This window comes from Candidatus Brocadiaceae bacterium (assembly GCA_012728835.1).
In the GTDB taxonomy this organism is placed as follows: Bacteria; Planctomycetota; Brocadiia; order SM23-32; family SM23-32; genus JAAYEJ01.
In genome coordinates this window covers 35,739-55,527 of the sequence record JAAYEJ010000077.1, presented here as the reverse complement: position 1 = coordinate 55,527, position 19,789 = coordinate 35,739, and the positions used below count along the sequence as shown (strand labels likewise).

The window sequence follows — 19,789 nt, the reverse complement described above, 5'->3', positions numbered from 1 at the left end:
GCGGCGCCTTGCCGGTCCTTCGAAGGCTCCGCCTTGCACTTGCCCAGCGCGCTGCCTGCGCAGAAGGGGAAAATGAAAAGACCTGCGACTCGCGTCGCAGGTCTTCTTTAATCATGGTAGCGGGGGCGGGATTCGAACCCGCGACCTTCAGGTTATGAGCCTGACGAGCTTCCTGACTGCTCCACCCCGCGTCTGATGCCCTCCATTGTATCTGGCCCCGGAGCCGGCGTCAAGTTCCGGTGCGGTTTTGCAGACGGATGTCGGGGGCGGCGGCGTGATGCGCGCGCAGTCGGGAGGCATTCGGCCGGCCCCTTGGCTGTGCCGGCCGCTGACGCTATACTGTGCTCCCGGTTCGCCCACAGGCTCGGGAAGGACGGCATGGCGCTGAGGCCGCTCACGATCGTGTCCGAAGGACGCAGGCTGTTCGGGGTGCTGGAGGCCCCGGCGGAGGCCCGCGCGGGGGTGGTGCTGGTCCACGGCTGGGGGGGCTGCCGGATGGGGCCGCACCGCATCCTGGTGGACGCCGCCCGCGAGCTGGTGCGGCGCGGGTTCGCGACGTTGCGCTTCGACCTGGGGGGGCGGGGCGAGAGCGAGGGGGACCCGATGGCGGTCGATCTGGACGGCATGATCGCCGACGCGTCGGCCGCCGTGGCCGCGCTTCGCGAGGGGCTGCCGCCGGGCGCGCCGGTCGCGTTGCTGGGGATGTGCTCCGGGGGCAACGTGGCCCTGGCGACGGCGGCCCTGAGCGGCGAGGTGGCCGGTGTCGCGGCCTGGAGCACGTACCCGTTCCAGGAGCAGCGGGACGGGCGTCAGGATGTGAAGCGGACGGGGCATTTCCTTAAGGTCTATGCGGCCAAGGCGTTACGCCTTTCCACATGGTGGCAACTGCTGCGGGGCGGCGTGCACGTGGGGGGCGTGCGGCGGACGTTGTTCGGGCACTACCGCAAGGGGGAGGGCTCCGAACGGGACCGGCAGAGGTCGCGCCGGGACGTTCTGGGCGCGCTGGGGCGCTACAGGGGGCGGGTGTTCTTCGTGTACGGCGGGCGCGACCCGGAGGCGCCGGGAGCCGAGGCGGCGTTCCGCGCGTTCTTCGCGGGGCAGGGCATCCCGGCCGGCTTCCACACGGTCGTCGGCGCCAACCATAATTTCTACTCCCTGGCGTGGAAGCGCGAGGCGATCGAGGGCACCTGTGCGTGGCTGGAAGGCGTCTTGGGGGACGGCGCGGCTCAGTCCGCGTCGTCCTGAGCCTGCTGCAGCTTCAGGATGAGTTCCCCGGCCGTGGTCGCACGGGTGCCTCCGTGGACGATGTGCTGCTGGAGGTGGCGGGCGGCGTCGGCAGCCCGCTCGGGCCGGGCGGAGTAGAGGAGCCCGAGGTTGAAGTGCGCGGCCGAGTCGTCGGCATCCAGGGCGAGGATGCGCAGGTAGAGGGCCTCCGCCTCGTCCGTTCGTCCGAGTCGCGTCAGGGCGGCGGCGCGGTTGTTGAGGCACTTCGCGAGCAGCTCGAGGTCCGCGTCGGGGCGGCCCTCCAGGGCGTCGACGGCGGCCGCGTATGCCTGCGCGGCCGCATCGTCCTCGCCGGCGTCGGCGCTGCCGTAGGCGATGTGGAAGTGCATCTCGGGGCGATCGGATCCGAGTTCGATGGCGGTCAGGGCGACGAGGCGGGCGACGTCGTAGTGCTCGCGTGCGAACAGGACGGCGGCGAGGGCCTCCATCTGCCGGCGGGCGTCGAGGAGCGGGCGGTCGTCGGCGGGCGGCGCGGCGGGCTCCGGGGGCGGGGGCGCGGCCTGTGCGGCGGCCTCCAGTTCGGCGATGCGCTTCTGAAAGGCGTCGCGCCGGGCTTCGAGGAGGGCGCGGTCGTCGCGGACCGTCTGTAGCTCGTGTCGGAGGGCGTCGATGTCGTGCGTCAGGGTGGCGCGCTCGGCCCGGGCGGCGTCCAGTTCGGCCGCGAGGCGTGCGGTCTCGATTTGGGCCGCTCCGTCGTCGCCGCATCCGGCGGCAACCAGGAGCACGATCACAGTGGCAAGCAGGTCTCGTGGGCAGTTCACCGCATGTCTCCGCGGGGGGTGTGTGGGCGCGAGCATGATACCGCAGTCGTCCGTGCCGGCGCAATCCTGCCCGCCGGGCGGGGCCGGGCGCCCTACGGGGCGGAGGCGAAGAGCTTCGTGATCTCGTCCTGGGGGTAGATGGGGAAGGGGACGGGCCGGCCGGCGCGGAGCAGGACGGCGCCCTCGGCGGTCGGGCGGACCTCGCCGACGTCGGTGCAGGCGACGCCAAGTGCGCGAACGGCCGCGGCGATGCGCTCCGCATCGGCGGGCGGAGCGCAGATCAGCAGCGCGCCGCTGGCGATGGTACCGAGCGGGTCGAGCCCGAAGTGCCGGCAGAAGGCGCCGCCGGGTTCGAGCACGGGGATGCGATCCTCATCGACCCGGAGGCCGCAGCCGGCGGCCTGGGCGAGTTCCCACAGGCCGGTCAGGACGCCTCCCTCGGTGGGGTCGTGCATGGCGTGCACCTCACCGGCGTCGCAGGCGGCGAGGGCTTCCGGCACGACGCCGATGCCGGGGGCGTCCAGGAAGGCGGCCGCGCGGCGGATGTCCTCGGCGGGGAAGTGTTGCCCGAGTTCTGCGGCGCGTTCGCGGGCCATGATGGCCGTTCCCTCGATGGGCACGCCCTTGGTGAGCAGCAGGCGGTCGCCGGGGCGCACGTTTGCCTTGTCGACCAGCCGATCCGCAGGCACTTCGCCGAGCATGCAGCCGACGAGGATGGGGCGGTCCAGGCCGACGGTGATCTCGGTGTGTCCGCCGCAGAGTTCGCAGCCGATCGTCTCGAGCGCATCGGTCAGTTCGCTCCAGAGGCGCCGCACGAGGCCGTCATCGGTCCGGCCTTCGGGCAGGAGCGCGGTGACGAGGAACCAGCGCGGGCGCGCGCCGACGGTGGCCAGGTCGTTGGCGTTGACGTGCACGACGTACCAGCCAATCCGGTCGGTGGCGAACGTGACGGGGTCCGTCTTGGCCACGAGGCAGCGGCCGTTGCCCATGTCGATGGCGCAGACGTCGCGGCCGACGGCGGGGCGGATCACGACGCGTTCGTCGCGCGCGGGGATGGCCGAGAGGAGTTCGGCGAGGAGACGGGGTTCGAGCTTGCCGGGGGGCAGCGTCATGGGGTCGGCTCCTCGGAGGGGGCGGCTTGCGGCGGCGCGGTGCGGGGGCGCCGGGTCTCGAGCCAGATCATCAGGGTGGTGAGGTCGGCGGGCGAGATGCCGGCGATGCGCGACGCCTGGCCGAGCGAGGCGGGGCGGATGCGGGCGAGCTTCTCGCGGGCCTCGAAGCGCAGTTCAGGGACCCTGTCGTAGTCCACGGACGCGGGGATGCGCCGGTCCTCATTGCGGCGGAAGCGCTCCACCTGCTCCCTCTGCCGCTTCATGTAGCCGGCGTACTTGGCCTCGATCTCCACCTGCTGCCGCACGTCCGGCCGGGCGGTCATCCGGGCCAGCTCCGGGTCGGCGCCGCGCAGATCGTCCAGCGTGACCTCCGGCCGGCGAAGCAGTTGTGCCAGCGGCACGCCGTCGCGCCGCGTGGCACTCAGGTAGGCGAGGGCGGCGGCGATCTGTTCCTCCTTCCGGACGAGGTCCGTCCATCGCGCGTTGGCCATCAGCCCGTTTTCGCGGGCGTAGCGCCCGAGGCGGCGGTCGGCGTTGTCCTGGCGCAACAGCAGGCGGTATTCGGCCAGCGAGGTGAACATGCGGTAGGGCTCTTCGGTCCCCTTGGTGACCAGGTCGTCGATGAGCACGCCGATGTAGGCTTCGTCGCGTCCGAGGACGAGGGCGGGCCGGTCCCGGAGCTTGCGGGCGGCGTTGATGCCGGCGACGAGCCCCTGCGCGGCGGCCTCTTCGTAGCCGCTGGTGCCGTTGATCTGGCCGGCGAGAAAGAGCCCGTCGACCTGCTTGACCTCGAGGCTCGGACGAAGCTGCGTCGGCGGGAGCCAGTCGTATTCGACCGCGTAGCCGTAGCGCGTGATCTGCGCGCGCTCCATGCCCTCGATGCTGTGGACCATCGCCTCCTGCACGTCGCGCGGCAGGCTGGTGAACAGGCCGTTGCAGTAGAGTTCGAGTGTGTCGAGCCCCTCGGGCTCGAGGTAGAGCTGGTGGGTGTCGCGCTCCGGGAAGCGGAGGACCTTGATCTCGATCGACGGGCAGTAGCGCGGGCCGGTCGCGGTGATCTGGCCGTCGTAAAGCGGGGCCCGGTGGATGCTGCCGCGTATCAGGTCATGGGTGCGGCGATTGGTCGCGGCGGCGTAGCAGAGGGCCTGCGGGCGGTCGAGGCGCTCGGTGGAGCTGCTGAATGGGACGGGACGCGCGTCGCCCGCCACGGGTTCGAGGCGGTGGAGGTCGACCGTGCGGGCGTTCACGCGCGGGGGGGTGTCGGTCTTGAGGCGGCGCAGTTCGAGGCCGAGGGAGCGCAGGCTCTGCGAGAGCCCGACGGCCGCCGGCTCGCCCATGCGCCCGCCGGGCGTGATCGAACGGCCCAGGTGGAGCGTGCCGGACAGGAAGGTGCCCGCCGTCAGGACCACCGCCCGTGCGGACTCGACGTGCCCGTCGGCCGTCCGGACGCCCCGGACGGCGCCGGACTCGGTCAGGACGCCGCTCACCATGTCCTGGCGCAGGTGCAGGTTCTCCTGCTGCTCGATCCGGCGTTTCATGAGCCGGCGGTAGGCGCTGCGGTCGACCTGCGCGCGCGGCGAGTGCATCGCCGGGCCCTTGGCGGTGTTCAGCATCCGGAACTGGATGGCCGTGGCGTCGGTCACGCGGGCCATCTCGCCGCCGAGGGCGTCGATCTCGCGGACAAGCTGTCCCTTGGCCAGCCCGCCGATGGCGGGGTTGCAGCTCATCAGGCCGACGGTGTCCAGGCTCATCGTCAGCAGCAGCGTGCGCGCGCCCATGCGGGCAGCCGCGAGCGCGGCCTCGCAGCCGGCGTGGCCGGCGCCCACGACGATGATGTCGAAACGTGTGTCGGACAACGGGGCGGCTCCGGCGCCAGAGGGGGAACGGAGTGTCTGCGCCGGCCCATTGTACAGGGCCCGCCGGGGGCCTGCCAAGCGGCACGGGCGGTCGGGCATCCGGCGCGGAGGTTGCGCGCGCGTGGCGGGCGTGCGATCATGGGCGGCCGTTCCGCTTCTCGAACCGGTGCGGACAGATGCCCGACATCCCCGGCGCGGCGAGGCAGCCACACGCATTCTGGGTTCAAGGAGGGGTGCGCACATGGAGAGACGGAGCTTCCTGAAGCGGTGTGTCGGTGCGGCAGCCCTGCTGCTCCCACTCTCGAAGCCGATGCGGACGGCACGCGCCGCTGAGCCTGCGGCGGATGCCGAACCGGGCGACCGGGAGGAGAGGATGAAGACGACGATCCTGTCTTTCTTCTGTGACGACACGAGCCCCTGGCGGGCGCCGCCCAGTGCGTTCGGCGATTTCCTGGACTACGTCCGTGCGGAGGCTATCGCCGGAGAATCCAGCGTGATCCTGGCGCTCGGTTCCGGCGGCCGCGTGCTCAGCGAGCCGAGGTCGGATGCCGAGCGGATCTACATCGAGCAACTGCAGCGGGCCTGTGCATGTGGCATCGACTCCCACATGGAGGTAATGACCCACGGCCGCCGCTATGACTTCCGCACACGCACCATCCCGCCGGACGCCCCCTACGAAGGGCTCTGGATGCACGAACCGGAGGTGCCGGCGGCGGAATACGAGGAGTACTTCGAGGACATCATTGCCGAGGGCGCGAAGATCGGCGTGCGCTTCACCGGCCTGACGTGGCCCGGCGGCGGCGGTCCGGAGGCGGCGGCGCGCTATGCCGAACTGCGAAGGCAGGGGGCGACGAACCTGAGCGCGAACTGCTGGCGGGCGCTGCTGAACGTGGCCCGGCGCGGGGGCTTCCGCGGCCCGACCGTGCCGTGCTTCGTCCACAGGCGCGGCCTTGCCGAATGCATGGCCGCCGAGGGCGAGTTCGGCGTCTACGACATGCCCGTGATCGGCGAGGACAGGTTGGGCCGCTGGGAGAACAGCCCTGCGCACGTCGATCCGGACTACTACATCACGGCGGACGGGCAGGGCGGCCGCATCGCCGAGTACATCCGGAAGGGGGCGCCATACTGCCTCTTCCATGCGCACTGGCAGGGCCTGAACCCTGCCGATGGAGTCGGCTGGGACGCGTTCCGCCTGGTGGTGGCGCGCATCCGGGAGTTCCACGAAGAGCGCGTCGCGTGGATGCGGCCCAGCGAGCTGACGGACCATCTGCACAAGCAGAGAAGTGCGAAGGACGAACGATGAACGCAGGGACGCGGTCGGTGATCGGAATGCTGTGGATCGGGGCGGCCCTGCTGGCCGGGCCCGGGAACGCGCAGGAGATGATGATGGACAATCGGGTGTCGAACGGGGACTTTGCGCAGGTCGAGGACGGGCGGCCCCTGTACTGGCAGGCGGCGGGCGACCCGGGCGGCGTCGATCAGGAGCTGACCGTGGTCCATGACGACGGCAACACGCACGGCCGGCTCGAGTGCACGCGCTGCGAGGGTTCGGGCGGCTCCCACCACGCCATGGTGGCCCAGGTGGGCCGAGTGCACGTGGAGCGCGGCCGGCTCTACGAGTTCTCCTGCCGCATGCGCGCGGAGGGGATGAAGGACCGCAGCGTCACCGTGGCGCTGACGGATACCGCCGACTGGCAGCCGGCCGGGCTGAGCGTCGGCGTGCCGCTGACGACACAGTGGCAGGAGGTGCGGGTGCCGTTCCGCGCGACGGCGTCGGTGGGCGAGACCAGCCGGCTCCAGTTCTGGTTCCACGAGGCGGGCACGCTGTACCTGGACGACGTGCGCATCGTGGAGTTCACGGTGGACGAGGTGGCCTTCACACAGACGGTCCCGCCGGCGGCCGGCAGGAACATGGTGCCGAACGGCTCCTTTGAGCTGGGGCTGGTCGGCTGGGGGGCCGTCGGACGCCCGATCGCCTGGGGGAACCTGGACCGCCTCCAGGGCCGGATCGAATCCGACGGCGCGGCGCACGGCCGGCGCTTCCTGCGTGTGCCGCTGGGCGGGCCGGACGGGCCGATGCTGTACTGGGACTACTACGAGCCCGTGGCGCGGCGCATCCGGATGATGCAGGCGGCCAACGTGGGCTGGATTCCCGTGGAGCCCGGCGAGGCGTACACCCTTTCGTGCCGGATGCGCGCAAGCGCGGACGGCGCCCAGGCCGCCCTGGGCGTGCGCGCGGAGGAGCCGGAGGGCGCCTCGCGGGTCCGTGCCCGCGACCTGCGGGAGACCGTCCGGCTCTCGACCGATTGGCGGCGCTACTCGTTCACGTTCCGCCCGGAGACGCGCTACGTCTACGTTTTTGTCGGCCCCGACCTGGTCGATGACTCGCCGGTGGCCGTGGACATCGACGCCGTCCAGCTCGAGCGGGGGGAGGTGGCGACAGCCTTTGAGCCGTACGCGCCCCTGGAGGCCGGGATTGAGCCCAACAGCCCGGCCGGCATCTTCACGGCCGCGACGCCCGCCTCGATCAGGCTGCGCGCGTGCAACCATACGGAAGAGGCCGGGGCGGTCGCCGTCCGCCTGCGGGCTGCGGACTTCTTCGACGAGGCGATCGAGCTGCCGGACGTCCGCCTGGACGTGCCGCCGTCCTCGGGCGCCGAGCGGGACGTCGAGCTGCCGGCCGATTGGAGAGGCTACTACCGCCTGACGGCCGAGTTCAGCGCGGCCGGCCGCTCGTGGTCTCAGGATCTGCGCCTGGCGTTCGTGCCCGAGCCGCGGTGGGATGATACGGCTCTGGGGCTGAACCACGCCTTCCCGGACGCATACCTGATCCGGCTGGCGAGGAAGGCCGGGTGCACGTGGCACAGGGACTGGACGCTGAAGTGGCACGACCTGGAGCCGCGGCAGGGCGAATACCGATGGGAGATCGGCGACGTGCAGGTCGACCGGGTCATCCGGGAAGGGGTGAACGTGACGGCCCTTCTGCCGCCGTATCCTTCGACCGTATGGAACACGTCCGTTCCGCCGGATGCGGAGGTGTCGGGGAGGGCGCCGGGCGGGCTGGCCTGGGCGCCGAAGGACCCCGAGCGGCTCGCGGAGTTCGTGGGAAGGGCCGTCGAGCACTACGGCGGCCGCATCCGCGTGTGGGAGTTCCTGAACGAGCCGATCTACACGCACTACTCGCTGCCCGCCTCGGGCGGGTATACACCGGCCGACTACGTGGACCTGCTGGCGAAGGCGGCCGCCGCGATGCGCCGCGCCGACCCGGAGTGCCGGGTGATCGGCGGGATCGGCAGTTCTCCGCGCCACCTGACCCGCGAGGTGATCGAGGCGGGCTGCCTGGAGCACGTCGACATCTTCGGCCTGCACCTCTACCCGGGCCGGGTGCCGCCGGAGAGCTTCATCGGCCAGACGGATGAACTGCTGGAACGGATGGACCGACACGGCGGCCGCAAGCCGATGTGGGTCACGGAGTTCTCCTACTACGGCGACGACGACCCGCCGGCCCAGCCGGTGCTGCCGGGAACCGGGTGGGCGGGGCAGCGGCTGCTGGCCGACGAGCGCCAGTGCGCCGAGTACACGATCCGCCTCTTCGCCGTGATGATGGCGCGCGGGGTGGAGAAGATCATCGTGCACGCCGGCGTGGGCGGGCGCGTGAACCAGCCCAACTACAACTGCATGTTCTTCAAGTACGGCGGCGCCCCGGCGCGCGTCTTCCCGGCGCTGGCGGTCTTCACGGACCTGATGGGGCCGAACGCGCGGTTCGCGGCCTCCGGGGACGTGGGCGAGGATCGGTTCTCCCTGGGGTTCGAGACCGGCGTTCAGGCGGTCTGCGTCCTGTGGGACGCGGCGGGCACGGCGCGGGTCTCCATTCCCGACGGGGCCGAATGCCTGGACCTGATGGGGCGGTCCGTCTCGGGGCCGACGGTCACCGTGTCCCCGACGCCGCTCTACCTGGTCGGCCCGGCGGGCGCTGCCGGACGCATCGCACAGAGCGTCCGGCTGGAGCCATAGCCGCCGGGGCCGGCAGGGATGCCGTTGGAGGGGCACGCTCCGTCGTGCCCGCTCTCGCAATGACGGGCCGCCTGCCATCCCCGGCCGCGACGGAGCGCGGCCCTCCACCGACCCCCGGCCGCGACGGAGCGCGGCCCTCCACTTGCACGAACGGTTCACGCCGTTGGAGGGGCACGCTCCGTCGTGCCCGCTCCTGCAATGGCCGGCCGCCTGCCATCCCCGGCCGCGACGGAGCGCGGCCCTCCACTTGCACGGACGCGACCCCGCCGTTGGAGGGGCACGCTCCGTCGTGCCCGCGCCTGCCATGCCCGGCCCTCCGAACAACACCGGGCAGCGCGGCCGTCCCCGGCCGCAGACGTGCGTGCACACGGGCGCCGGTGCGGGCGGCGTACGGACGGGCGGTGGGCGAGGAGGGGTTCGTCGGGACGGGGGATGGAGCGGGTGAAGGGATTCGAACCCTCGACACCCAGCATGGCAAGCTGGTGCTCTACCGCTGAGCTACACCCGCTCCGCTGCAGAACGTCCGTGGTGGAATTGGTGCGAAGGGGGGGATTCGAACCCCCAATCCGCTCAAGGCGGACTAGATCCTAAGTCTAGCGCGTCTGCCAATTCCGCCACCTTCGCGCTCAAGCAGCCAATGTTACCCCAAAGGCGGGCGCAGTGCAAGCGTTTCGGAGCATTTCCGCCGCCGGGCCGCGGGCTCGATTGGATTTCCGCGCCGTGCGCGACTATCATGGGCGCTCCGGCCGACAAGAGGTGTGAGCGGGGTGTACCCGAGAGTCCTGCACTGTCTGGCAGACTACAAGTGGACGGGCCCGTCCGGGCCGGTGGTCCGGCTCTGTGCGGACCTGTCCGAGCGCGGCTGGGTCTCGGACCTGGCCTGTATGGCGGCGCCGCCCGGGGTGCCGAACCTCGTGGCCCAGCGCGCCGGGGAGGCCGGGGTCCGTTGCCTGGAGGTGTTCCGGCCGCACGGGGCCTGGAGCCTCCGGGAGGCGCTCCGCGCCCGCCGACGGCTGCGCGAGGCGGCGGATGCCGACTACGGGATCATCCACTTCCACGGCGGGTGGGATCAGTTCATCGGGGTCCTGGCCGGGTCCCGGCGCACCATCCCGACGGTGCGGACCGATCACGGGGCGCGCCAGTACGCCGGCGGGCTGTTGGAGCGACGCTTCTACGGGCCCCGGAACCTGGACCACCTGATCGTGCTCAGCGAGCGGCACGTTGCGCAGGCGCTGGAGCGCCTGCGGCGCGCGCCCGGCACGGTGAGCGCGGTGCGGGGCGCCATCGACGTGCGGGCCTTCCAGCCCGCCGATCCGCCCGACGGACTGCGCGCGCGGCTGGGCTTCGGCGAGGGCGACGTGGTGATCGGGCTGGTGGCGCGCGTGCAGCGGCACCGGCGCTTCGACGTGCTCTTGCGGGCGGCGCAGACGGTGGCGCGCAGGAACCCGTGCGTCCGGATCGCCGTCTGCGGCCGCGGCACGCACAGGGAGGAACTCCTGGACCGCCCGGTGCTGGCGACGGGCCTGGGCGGGACGGTCCTGCCGTTGGGCTACCGGAGCGACGACTACGCCGACGTGCTGGCGACCTTCGACGCCGGCATGATGCTGATGCCGGGGTCGGACGGCTCCTGCCGGGCGGCCATGGAGATGGCGGCGATGGGCAAGCCGCTGGTGGTGGCCGGGCGCGGCGTGCTGCCCGACATCGTGCTGGACGGCCGGACGGGGATCGTCGTGGACGATACGCCGGGGCAACTGGCCGAGGCGATCCTGGAGATGGCGGCCGACGGCGAGCGGCGTCGTGCCTGGGGGGCTGCGGCCCGGCAGCGCATGTGCGACCTGTTCTCGACCTCGCGGCAGGCGCAGGAAGTCATCCAGGTCTACCGAACGGTTCTGGGCGCATCATGAGCCGTTGTCCCGGACGCGGGCGAAGAACCGCCGCACCTCCTCCAGGGCGTCCTGCGGGGTGTCGAAGACCCGGTGCCGGGTCGGCAGGCTGCGCAGGAAGCTCCGGCCGTAGCCCTTGGTGGTCAGCCGCCGATCGGTCACGATGACGACGCCGGCATCGGTGCGCGTGCGGATCAGCCGTCCGAACCCTTGGCGGAAGTCGATCACGGCCTCCGGGAGCGTGTAGTGCCGGAACGGGTCGCGGCCCAGCGCCCGCAGGTAGTCGGTGCGCCCGCGCACGAGCGGGTCGGTGAAGACGTGGAAGGGCAGCTTGGTCAGCACCAGGCAGCTCAGGGCTTCTCCCGAGATGTCCACGCCCTCCCAGAAGCTCCGTGTGCCCAGCAGCACGCAGCGCGGGCGCGTGCGGAACAGCCCCGTGATCGCCTCGCGGCTGCCGCTATGGCCCTGCGCGAGCACGGTGATGCCCAGCCGCTGCAGCGGCCCCCTGACGGCGTCGTAGACGAAGCTCAGGAGCGAGTAGGACGTGAACAGGACCATGGCGCGGCCCTGCGTGCATTCGAGCAGTTCGGTGAGGAACGCGGCCAGTTCGACGTCGTATTGGCTGTTGCGCTGCCCGCCGGGGTCCGGCAGGAAGGCGGTCACCCCCACCAGGGCCTGCCGCTCGTAGTCGAACGAAGAGCCCAGGGCGAGACACCGCAGCCGTTCGGCCGGGGTGTTCTCCGCACCCAGGCGCTCGATCATGTAGTCGAAGCTGCCGTCCACCTGAAGCGTGGCCGAGGTGAACACGACCGTGCGCTTGTCGCGCAGGAAGGCGTCGCGGAAGTACTGCGCCACGCGCAGCGGCGCGGCGTGCAGGGAGCACTGGTCGCCGCGGTCCCGCCGCGTCCGTTCGAGCCAGTAGACGAATGCCTCGTCCTCCTGCGCCAGAACGAGTTCGATGGCGGCGCAGACCTCCTGCAGGCGCACGGTCTGGGCGCGCAGGTCGGTGGCCAGCTCGCCGCCTGCGGCGGCCTCGCGCTCGGCGCCCTCGAACGCCTTCGCAAGCTCCTCCAGTTGCCCACCGAGCGACCGAACGGTCTCCTGAAGCCGTGCGCCGGCCTGCCACGCCTCGCTGCCGGAGCCCAGGGACGGGCGGCACTCGGCCAGCAGGATGCGCTCGACGGACGGCGGCACCTCGGCGAACGGCTCGCCGATCGTCTCGAAGAACTGGCGCGCCGCGTCGGTCACCTCGGTGACCGCGGCCATGGCGTTCGTGCAGAGTTCGCGCGCCGCGCCCGGGGCCACGGCTCCGGGGCGGTCGCGCATGCGGCCGACCTCGTACATCGCCGTCGCCAGCAGGCCGCTGCCGCTCCCGTCGCGGCGGCTGCGATAGAGGAAGTTGGTGACGCGGTAGACGCTGTACGGCTCGACGACGACCGAGAGCGCGTCGGTGGCGACGTCCTCCAGGTTGTGGGCTTCGTCGAACACGACGCACCGATAGGGCGGCAGCACGGGGGTCTCCAGCCCGCTCTCGGCGAACAGGAGGGCATGGTTGACCACGAGGATGTCCGCCAGTTGGGCCAGGGCCCGGGCGCGCTGGACGAAGCACCGGCTCCGCATGCGGCAGGCGCGGCCGGCGCACTCCTCGCCCCCCGTCACGAGCGCCGACGTCAGGGAGGCCGCCGCGGGACTGAGCTGGAAGCCGTTGCACTCGGCCAGGTCTCCGGTCTCGGTCTCCGCCAGCCAGGCGACCAGCGGCGCCAGGGCGAGGCAGTCGGCCGGATCGGCGATCTCGCGGTCGAAGGAGCGGGCCAGGTGCGCGAACCGCCGCGCGCACAGGTAGTTCGTGCGTCCCTTCAGCAGGGCGCTCCGGACGCGGTCCGGGAACAGCCGGCCCAGCAGCGGCAAGTCCTTGCGGTAGAGCTGCTCCTGCAGGTTGCGGGTGTTCGTGGAGATGACGACCCGGTCGCCGTTCGTGCACGCCCAGGCAATGGCGGGCACCATGTAGGCAAGCGACTTGCCGGTGCCGGTGCCCGCTTCGACCAGCAGATGCGCGCCCTCGTTGAGCGCTTCGCACACGGCGTAGACCATGTCCGCCTGCTCCGGGCGGGGCTCGTAGTCGGCAAGCCCCCGGCCGATCAGGCCCTCGCGCGAGAACATGCGGCAGATGGCGTCGGTGCGCAGGGGTTCCTGCGTGGGCTCGCGCGCGGGCTCCTTCTGTGCGCGGCGCAGCAGGTCGGAGTGGTCGGTCAGGAGCTGCTCCGGGCCGCCGTCGGGCTCCAGCGCCAGGCGTCCGTCCTCGGCGGCGGCCGCCCGCAGCACCCGCGCGAGCGGGGCACCGGAGGCGTCCGCGAGGCGGCAGATCAGGTCCAGGGCCGCCGGCGGCAGGCGGCGGAGGTCCTGCTCCAGGTGCTCCCACACGCCCTTGACGAGCAGCGCGCGGGCCACCGCGTCCGCCTCCGCGTCCGGCGCCCCGAGCCCCAGGAAGTCCGCCAGCGCGGGCAGCGAGTAGTCGGGGGCCGTCGGGTGGACGATGCGCGCCAGGTCCGAAAGGCCGAGCAGGACGCTCGGCAGCGGCGCCTGGCGTGCCGACAGGAACGCCGCGAAGGCGGCCGCGTCCTCGACCACCAACGGCAGGGCGGCGCAGTGGGCCTGCAGGGCCGCGATCAGGCGCCCGTCCGCCTTCCGCCCCCGTCCGGCGCCGGCGGGGGCACGCCAGGGCGCTGCGGCGCCGTCCGCGTCGCAGCGCACGGCGGCCGCGTCCGTCACGCGGTCGTCCGCCGGCGACGGGCCGGTCGTCCGGAGCACGGCGAACGCTATCGGTACGGAGGGCATGGTGTGGCTTCTATACACAGGACGTGCCGAGTGTACATGGCCCCTACGGACGGCGCAAGTGGACGTCGGAGAAACGCGCGCACGCTGCGCGCGCGTTGCGCACGGGCGCGCCCTCCGGGCATAATGCCGCCCGCAGAGCATCCGGCAAGGGAGGAGACCATGATCGAGCGGACGGTGGGCTTCGTGGGGGCCGGCAAGATGGCCGACGCCCTGGTGGGCGGCATGATCGCGGCGGGCGCGGCCGCCGCGGAACGGCTGTACGTGGCCGATCCGGCCGAGGAGCGCCGCCGCCTGTTCTCGGCTCGGTTGGGCGCGCGCGTCCTGGCGGACAACGCGGAACTTGCACGTGCGTGCGACGTGATCGTGCTGAGCGTCAAGCCGCAGATCGTCCCGCACGCCTGCCGCGACCTCACGGCGGCGCTCACCCCCGGGCATCTGGTGGCGTCGATCGCCGCCGGCGTGCCTCTGGACGCCCTGCGTGGGATGCTCGGCACCGAGCGCCTGGTGCGCATCATGCCGAACACGCCGGCGCTCGTGCGGGCCGGCGCGGCCGCCTACTGCGTCGGCCCCGGCGCGACGGACGCCGACGCGATGCTGATCGACGAGATGCTGCGCTCGGTGGGCCTGTGCGTGCGCGTGGACGAGGGGCAGATGGACGCGGTGACCGGCCTGAGCGGCAGCGGCCCGGCGTACGTCTACCTGGTGATCGAGGCGCTGACGGACGCCGGCGCGGCGGCGGGGCTGCCCCGCGACGTGGCCGGCCGCCTGGCCGCCCAGACGGTGCTGGGCGCCGGCCGCATGGCCGCCGAGGTCGGCCGCAGCCCGGCCGAACTCCGCGCGGACGTGACCACGCCCGGCGGCACGACCGAGCAGGGCCTGCGGGCGCTGGAGGCGGGCGGCGTGCGCACCGCGTTCGTCAAGGCCGTAGCGGCCGCCACGGAGAGGTCGCGGCAACTGGCCGGGGGCGGGTAGGAGAGGGGCCGGCGCCTCAGAGTGTGTCCATCAGGACGACCGCATGGACCTCGATGGCCTCGCGACGGCCCACGGGGCCGAGGCCTTCGGCGGTGCGCGCCTTCACGCTCACGCAGTCGGCCGGCAGGCCGGTGACGGCCGCCAGGCGCGCGCGGATGGCCGCCTTGCGCTCCGCCAGGCGCGGGCGTTCCGCGATGACGTTCACGTCGACGTTGACCGGTCGCAGGCCGCGTTCGACCGCCGCGAGTCGGAGCGCCTCGGCCAGGATGCCCGCGCTGTCGGCGCCCTTCCACGCGGGGTCGGTATCGGGGAAGTGCTCGCCGATGTCGCCGAGCGCGGCGGCGCCCAGCACTGCGTCGGCCAGGGCGTGCATGACCGGGTCGGCGTCGCTGTGGCCGATGAGCCCCGGCTCGCCGGGGAACTGCACGCCGCCCAGGACGAGCATGCGGTTTGCGCCCAGCCGGTGGATGTCGTAGCCGTTCCCGATTCGCATGGCGGCATTCTACCAGCGCACCGCCCGCGATGCCACGGCGCGGGCGGCCGGCGCCGGCTGCCCCGGAGTTGGCGGGGGCGGCGCGTTGCGCGTAGAATGGGGCCTTTCCCGGAGGACGGCATGGGCGACGGAGAGCACCGCGACGAGCGGTCGGACGAGCAGTTGTGGGCGGCGTTCGTCGCCGGTCAGGACGAGGCCCTTCCCGCGCTCGAACGGCGTTACCGGCGCGAACTCTACTGGTACCTGCTGCTCAGCACGGGCAAGCAGGACGCCGCCGCACGGGCGCTGCGCAGCACGTGGGCGCTGCTGGCGGGCTGGCGGGGTGCGTTCGCGGGGTTCGGCTCGTTCCGCACCTGGCTCTACGCGGTGGCCACGCAGAACACCACGCCGGCGACGCGTCCGGAGACGTTCGGGCTGACCGATCTTCTCGACGACCTGAAGCGGACCGAGCGCACGACGGAGCGGGCACGGCTCTTCTTCCGAGTGGTGGACATAGACCGCGCGCTGCGCCAGCCCTTTCTGCTCGCCACGCTGGCAGGCCTGAGCGTCGAGGACGCCGCCCTCGTGTGCAACTTCAGCGTGGAGCGCACGCGGCACTGTCTGGCGCGCGCCTATCGGACGATGGCCCGGCTGCGGCGCAGGGAGGCGGCCGGGACCCCATGAAGTGTCCAGACGCCGCGCGGTCGATCGTGAGCCTGGTCCTGCAGGGCGGCCAGGCGCATCCCGGTGCCGATCTGGCCGAGCACCTGCGCCAGTGTCCGGGCTGCGTGCGCCGACTGGCCGAGTACCGGGCGGTGCGCGACGCGATCCGCGCGATGCCGCCCGCCGAGCCGCCGCCCGAACTCGACCAGATCATGTCCGAGGGCCTCCGCCAGGCCCTGGACCGTCCCATGCAACTGGACGGCCCGCCGGCCGACCCGACCCCTCAGATGCCCGGGCAGAAGAAGGCGGCCATCGCGGCCGTGGCGCTCATCGGCATCCTGGTGGCGGCCGTGGCGGGCATTGCGCTTCTCGGTTCGCCGGGCGCGGCCGATCCGGGCGGCCCGGGCGTCGTGCTGGCCGTGGGCGGCGTGCAGGTCTGCGTGCCCGGGACGCACGACTGGCGGCCCCTGACCGGCCGGGAACCCCTGCCGGTCTGTTCGGAGGTGCGAACCGGCCCGGACGCGCTCGCCCGGGTCCGCCACGGAGCGGCCCTCTGGTCGCTTCCGCCCATGGCGCGCGTTGCGTTCGGCGAGGGGCAGCAGGCGGAGCTGGTGGTGGGCCGCGCTTACGTGGAATGCACGGGCGGCGAGGACGTGACGGAGGTCCTGTCCGGCGCGGGGACCGTGCGCTGCGCGACGGGACTGCTCTCGGTCGCGCGGTCCCTGGAGCGCCTCAAGATCGGCTGCATCGCCGGCGCGGCGACGGCCGGGGAGGGCGACGAGGCCGTGGAACTGCGCCCCGGCCAGGTGGCGGTGCTGACCGGCGGCCGCCCGGCCGGGCCGGTTCGGGCGGCCCGGGGGGCGGAGCTGGCGCATTTCCTGCACCTGTTCCCGCTCCACGAGGGCGGCCGCCTCACGCCGCGCCAGCTCGCCGCCGTTCCCTTGCGGCCGGACGCGCCCGTCCTGCCGCCCTCGGTCGCCATCGTGGCGCTGGACGTGCGTGCGCACCTGCACGGCGCGCTGGCCCTTGTGGAGATCGCTCTGACGCTGGCCAACGAGGGCCCGGAGGTCTGGCAGGGCGAGCTGCGCCCCGCCGGCGCGCTGCTGCCGAGTCCGCTGGCGGAGGTCCCCGCGCGGGGCATCGTGCTGGAGCCCGGGGGGCGCGCGGTGCACGAGATGGCGGCGCTCTGCGTGGTGCGCGCGCGAGAGGAGCGCCATGCGCTCGGCCTGCTGCCGTGGGTCTGGACAGGCGGCGGGATCGGGCGGCTGACGGTCCAGGTCGAGGCGCCGGGCGAGTCCGGTCTGCGCCGGCTGGCCTGTCCGACGCTGGCGGCGGCCCCGAAGGGATCGGGCATCACCGCGTGGTCCGGCCGCCGGGAGCACGTCGACCCCGGCCTCCCGATCGTCATCGAATATGAGCCCGGCCGGGGACCGGCCGTCCATCAGATGGCGTTCCCGACCGAGGCCGGGGGCGTGACCGTGGCTGCCTGGCAGCCGCGCGCCCCGCGCGACGAGTGGGTCCGCAAGGGGCGGAGCGTCATCGTGGCGTTCGACGCCGCGGGCGAGTTCGGGGAGGGCGGAGCGGCCGCGGCGCACGACGCTCTGGAAGTGCTCCTGAACACCCTGCCGCCGGCGACCTTCAGCGGACTGCTGGCCTACGACGGCACCCTGAAGCTGGAGCCGAACCGCCTGGCGCCGCATTCACCCGAGCGTGCGGACACCATGCTGACGGCGCTCTGGGGGCTCGCGGACGGCGCCGAGCCGCGCCCGGGCGACTTCCTGCACGAGGCGCTCTCGGGCGCCGAGGCGACGGGCGAGAGCCTGGTGGTGTTCGTCACGGGGCGCAACGTGCCCGGGGATCTCTCGGCCTGCCGGCAGGTGCTGCACCGATCGCGCGTGCGGCTGGCGGTGCTCCAGATCGGGGCCGACCGTCCGGCGCCGGGCTATCGGGACCTCGCCGCCGCCTCCGGCGGCGTGGCGCTGGCACTCCCGCCGGCCCAGGCGGCCGAGCTGGCGGTCTTCGACCTGCTGCTCGGGCTTCGCTCGGCCGCCCTCCGGAGCGTCGAGGCGGAGGCAGGTGGCGGGGTCGGCGCCCGCATCGTGTGCGGTCCGGCCGACTTCGCCGACCAGCCGGTGGTGGCCGTGTTCCGGCCGGACGCCGCGGCGGCCGGCGCGCGCGTGCGCGTGACCGCGCGGAGCAGTGCCGACGGGACGGCGCAGGAGGATTCGTTCGATCCGGCGTCGCCGGCCGTGGAGTGGGCGACCCCGTTGCGGCGGGCCGTCGGCCGGGCGCTGGAAGACGTGTGCACCGGGGCCCCGTCTTCTGATAGAATCCCGTAGGATCGGTCTGTGTCCGCAGCGAAAGGTGACGGGATGGCCTGGGCATTCCGACGGATGGTGGGCCTGGCGATGGCGCTGGCTGCCGCGGCGGCCGTGGGGTCCGCGATGGCCGCCGAGATGTGGATGCCGGAGACCGGCGAGATGAGCCTGGAGGACCTGCCCCGCCAGGACGCGGAGGCGCGGCGGCTGCACGCCCTGGCCCTGATCGGCCGGGGGCAGTGGTCGAGCGGGACGGAGGAGCTGCGGCTTTTGCTGGCGGCCGAGCCCGATGCGGAATGGGCGGCCGAGGCGCGATTTGCGATCGCCCGCGGGCTGCTGGCGACCGGCCGGCCGCGCGAGGCGTTCGATGAGCTGGAGCGGGTCGCCGAGGAGTTTCCGGACAGCCCGTTCGCCGCGCGCACGCGCGGATACCAGCGGACGGCGGCGCGCGTGCTGGCCGTTGAGGAGCCGGATGCGGCCGGCACGCTCTATGACCGCCTGGTGGTCACGGCCCGGGATGCCGACGAGGCGGCGACGATCCTGTGCGAGAAGGCGGACGCGTTCTTCCGGGCGCGGCGCTACCTGGACGCCGAGGCCTTCTACCTGGAGCTGATCACGGAGTTCCCGCGCAGCGAGCACAACACCTACGCGTGGTTCCGCGCGGCCGAGTGCGAGTGGCGGATGGCGCAGTGGCTCGGCCTCGGGCTGGAGCGTATGGAGAACGCGGAGAAGCAGTTCGAGGACTTCGCCCGGACCTATCCGAGCGACCTGCACGCGCCCGAGGCCCGCGAGCGCGTGGCCGACGTGCAGGCCGCACGCGCGTCGTTCGTCTGGCAGGTCGCCCGATTCTACATCGACGCCGAGAGGAAGCCCTGGGCCGCCGTGGTCTACCTGGAGCGCCTCCTGCGGGAGTTCCCGGAGTCGCCCGAGGCCGGATGGGCCGAGGTCGAACTGCAGAGGATCCGGGCCGGGCTCGAGGCGCCCCTGCGGGGCACCGTGCAGGAGCTGGCGCTGCCGGGCGTTGCGACCGAAACCGGGCCTTGAGGAGAACCTACCCGTGAGCAGATGCTGCAACCGAGCGATCGTCCCGCGATGCTGCGGGCTCCTGGCCCTCGTGGCGGCCGCCGCTGCCGTCGGGGGCTGTCGCGGCTACACGGCGCGTCCGCTGTTCCGTCCGGACATCCGCACGGTGCACCTGCGCGTCTTCGACAACCGAACGTTCTGGCGCGGCTACGAGGTGGACCTGACGCGGGCCATCGAGGACGAGATCAAGCTGCGCACCCCGCTGGTCTTCGCCGGCCCCGGCCGCGCGGACAGCGTCCTGAGCGGCGAGCTGGTCAGCCTGGACCTGGCCACGCACATCAAGTCCGAGGACGACGTCGTCCTGATCTCCCGCGTCACGGGCGTCGTGCGCTTTCGCTGGGTCGACCGCCTGACGGGGGCCGACATCGTGCCGCCGCAGTCGGTGAGCGATTCCGTGCGGGTGGCGTGGATGACCGGCGAGGGCGCCAACCGGCTGCTGTTCGAGGAGCTGGCCATGCGGGTCGTGGACCAGATGCAGGAGCCATGGTAGCATGGGTTTGGGGAGTGTCTCCGAAGCGGTCTGAACCAGACGGGAT

Annotated in this window: 14 protein-coding genes and 3 tRNA genes; 9 read left to right on the top strand and 8 right to left on the bottom strand. The window is 72.8% G+C overall.

Annotated elements, in window-relative coordinates; genetic code table 11:
- Nucleotides 1–114: 114 nt before the first annotated feature.
- A tRNA-Met gene (locus GXY85_12595) sits at nucleotides 115–191 on the bottom strand.
- A gap of 187 nt (nucleotides 192–378) precedes the next feature.
- Between GXY85_12595 and GXY85_12590 the strand changes: the two genes are divergently transcribed.
- The gene (locus GXY85_12590; protein ID NLW51659.1) at nucleotides 379–1,245 is read left to right on the top strand and encodes an alpha/beta fold hydrolase; all 867 of its coding nucleotides are present in this window, start codon (nucleotides 379–381) and stop codon (nucleotides 1,243–1,245) included.
- Here the strand turns inward: GXY85_12590 and GXY85_12585 are convergent.
- From GXY85_12585 to mnmG, 3 genes are all read right to left on the bottom strand, one after another.
- Nucleotides 1,227–2,045, bottom strand: coding sequence for a hypothetical protein (locus tag GXY85_12585; protein NLW51658.1), 819 nt, complete (start codon nucleotides 2,043–2,045; stop codon nucleotides 1,227–1,229). The genes GXY85_12590 and GXY85_12585 overlap by 19 nt on opposite strands.
- 92 nt (nucleotides 2,046–2,137) lie before the next feature.
- Nucleotides 2,138–3,157, bottom strand: a complete 1,020-nt coding sequence (locus tag GXY85_12580; GenBank protein NLW51657.1) for a hydrogenase expression/formation protein — start codon at nucleotides 3,155–3,157, stop codon at nucleotides 2,138–2,140.
- Nucleotides 3,154–5,112, bottom strand: a complete 1,959-nt coding sequence (mnmG, locus tag GXY85_12575; GenBank protein ID NLW51656.1) for a tRNA uridine-5-carboxymethylaminomethyl(34) synthesis enzyme MnmG — start codon at nucleotides 5,110–5,112, stop codon at nucleotides 3,154–3,156. Before mnmG ends, GXY85_12580 begins: the two co-directional genes overlap by 4 nt.
- 142 nt (nucleotides 5,113–5,254) lie before the next feature.
- Here mnmG and GXY85_12570 point away from each other — a divergent pair, with 142 nt between their 5' ends.
- Nucleotides 5,255–6,316, top strand: coding sequence for a hypothetical protein (locus tag GXY85_12570; GenBank protein NLW51655.1), 1,062 nt, complete (start codon nucleotides 5,255–5,257; stop codon nucleotides 6,314–6,316).
- Complete coding sequence (locus tag GXY85_12565) at nucleotides 6,313–9,027, top strand: hypothetical protein (GenBank protein ID NLW51654.1); 2,715 nt, start codon at nucleotides 6,313–6,315, stop codon at nucleotides 9,025–9,027. Before GXY85_12570 ends, GXY85_12565 begins: the two co-directional genes overlap by 4 nt.
- A gap of 433 nt (nucleotides 9,028–9,460) precedes the next feature.
- On the opposite strand, the gene GXY85_12560 is transcribed toward GXY85_12565, so the two are convergent.
- Together GXY85_12560 and GXY85_12555 are read right to left on the bottom strand one after the other, a co-directional pair.
- A tRNA-Gly gene (locus tag GXY85_12560) sits at nucleotides 9,461–9,535 on the bottom strand.
- Nucleotides 9,536–9,562: 27 nt separating this feature from the next.
- Nucleotides 9,563–9,651, bottom strand: a tRNA-Leu gene (locus GXY85_12555).
- Nucleotides 9,652–9,794: 143 nt separating this feature from the next.
- Here GXY85_12555 and GXY85_12550 point away from each other — a divergent pair.
- Nucleotides 9,795–10,931 (top strand): glycosyltransferase family 4 protein, encoded by a 1,137-nt coding sequence (locus GXY85_12550; GenBank protein ID NLW51653.1) that lies wholly within the window; start codon nucleotides 9,795–9,797, stop codon nucleotides 10,929–10,931.
- Here the strand turns inward: GXY85_12550 and GXY85_12545 are convergent.
- The gene (locus GXY85_12545) at nucleotides 10,926–13,745 is read right to left on the bottom strand and encodes a DEAD/DEAH box helicase (protein ID NLW51652.1); all 2,820 of its coding nucleotides are present in this window, start codon (nucleotides 13,743–13,745) and stop codon (nucleotides 10,926–10,928) included. The genes GXY85_12550 and GXY85_12545 overlap by 6 nt on opposite strands.
- Nucleotides 13,746–13,904: 159 nt before the next feature.
- Between GXY85_12545 and GXY85_12540 the strand changes: the two genes are divergently transcribed.
- Nucleotides 13,905–14,717, top strand: a complete 813-nt coding sequence (locus GXY85_12540) for a pyrroline-5-carboxylate reductase (protein ID NLW51651.1) — start codon at nucleotides 13,905–13,907, stop codon at nucleotides 14,715–14,717.
- A gap of 16 nt (nucleotides 14,718–14,733) precedes the next feature.
- On the opposite strand, the gene GXY85_12535 is transcribed toward GXY85_12540, so the two are convergent.
- Nucleotides 14,734–15,210, bottom strand: coding sequence for a 2-C-methyl-D-erythritol 2,4-cyclodiphosphate synthase (locus tag GXY85_12535; protein ID NLW51650.1), 477 nt, complete (start codon nucleotides 15,208–15,210; stop codon nucleotides 14,734–14,736).
- A 120-nt stretch (nucleotides 15,211–15,330) separates the two neighbouring features.
- Between GXY85_12535 and GXY85_12530 the strand changes: the two genes are divergently transcribed.
- The 4 genes from GXY85_12530 to GXY85_12515 are packed head-to-tail and all read left to right on the top strand — an operon-like array spanning nucleotide 15,331 to nucleotide 19,743.
- The gene (locus GXY85_12530) at nucleotides 15,331–15,873 is read left to right on the top strand and encodes a hypothetical protein (GenBank protein NLW51649.1); all 543 of its coding nucleotides are present in this window, start codon (nucleotides 15,331–15,333) and stop codon (nucleotides 15,871–15,873) included.
- Nucleotides 15,870–18,191: a hypothetical protein gene (locus tag GXY85_12525; protein NLW51648.1), complete on the top strand. Its 2,322-nt coding sequence runs from the start codon at nucleotides 15,870–15,872 to the stop codon at nucleotides 18,189–18,191. Before GXY85_12530 ends, GXY85_12525 begins: the two co-directional genes overlap by 4 nt.
- A 33-nt stretch (nucleotides 18,192–18,224) precedes the next feature.
- Nucleotides 18,225–19,214 (top strand): outer membrane protein assembly factor BamD, encoded by a 990-nt coding sequence (gene bamD / locus GXY85_12520; protein NLW51647.1) that lies wholly within the window; start codon nucleotides 18,225–18,227, stop codon nucleotides 19,212–19,214.
- 13 nt (nucleotides 19,215–19,227) lie between these two features.
- Nucleotides 19,228–19,743 carry an LptE family protein gene (locus tag GXY85_12515; protein ID NLW51646.1) on the top strand — a complete coding sequence of 172 codons (516 nt, stop codon included), beginning with the start codon at nucleotides 19,228–19,230 and terminating at the stop codon, nucleotides 19,741–19,743.
- Nucleotides 19,744–19,789 lie beyond the last annotated feature (46 nt).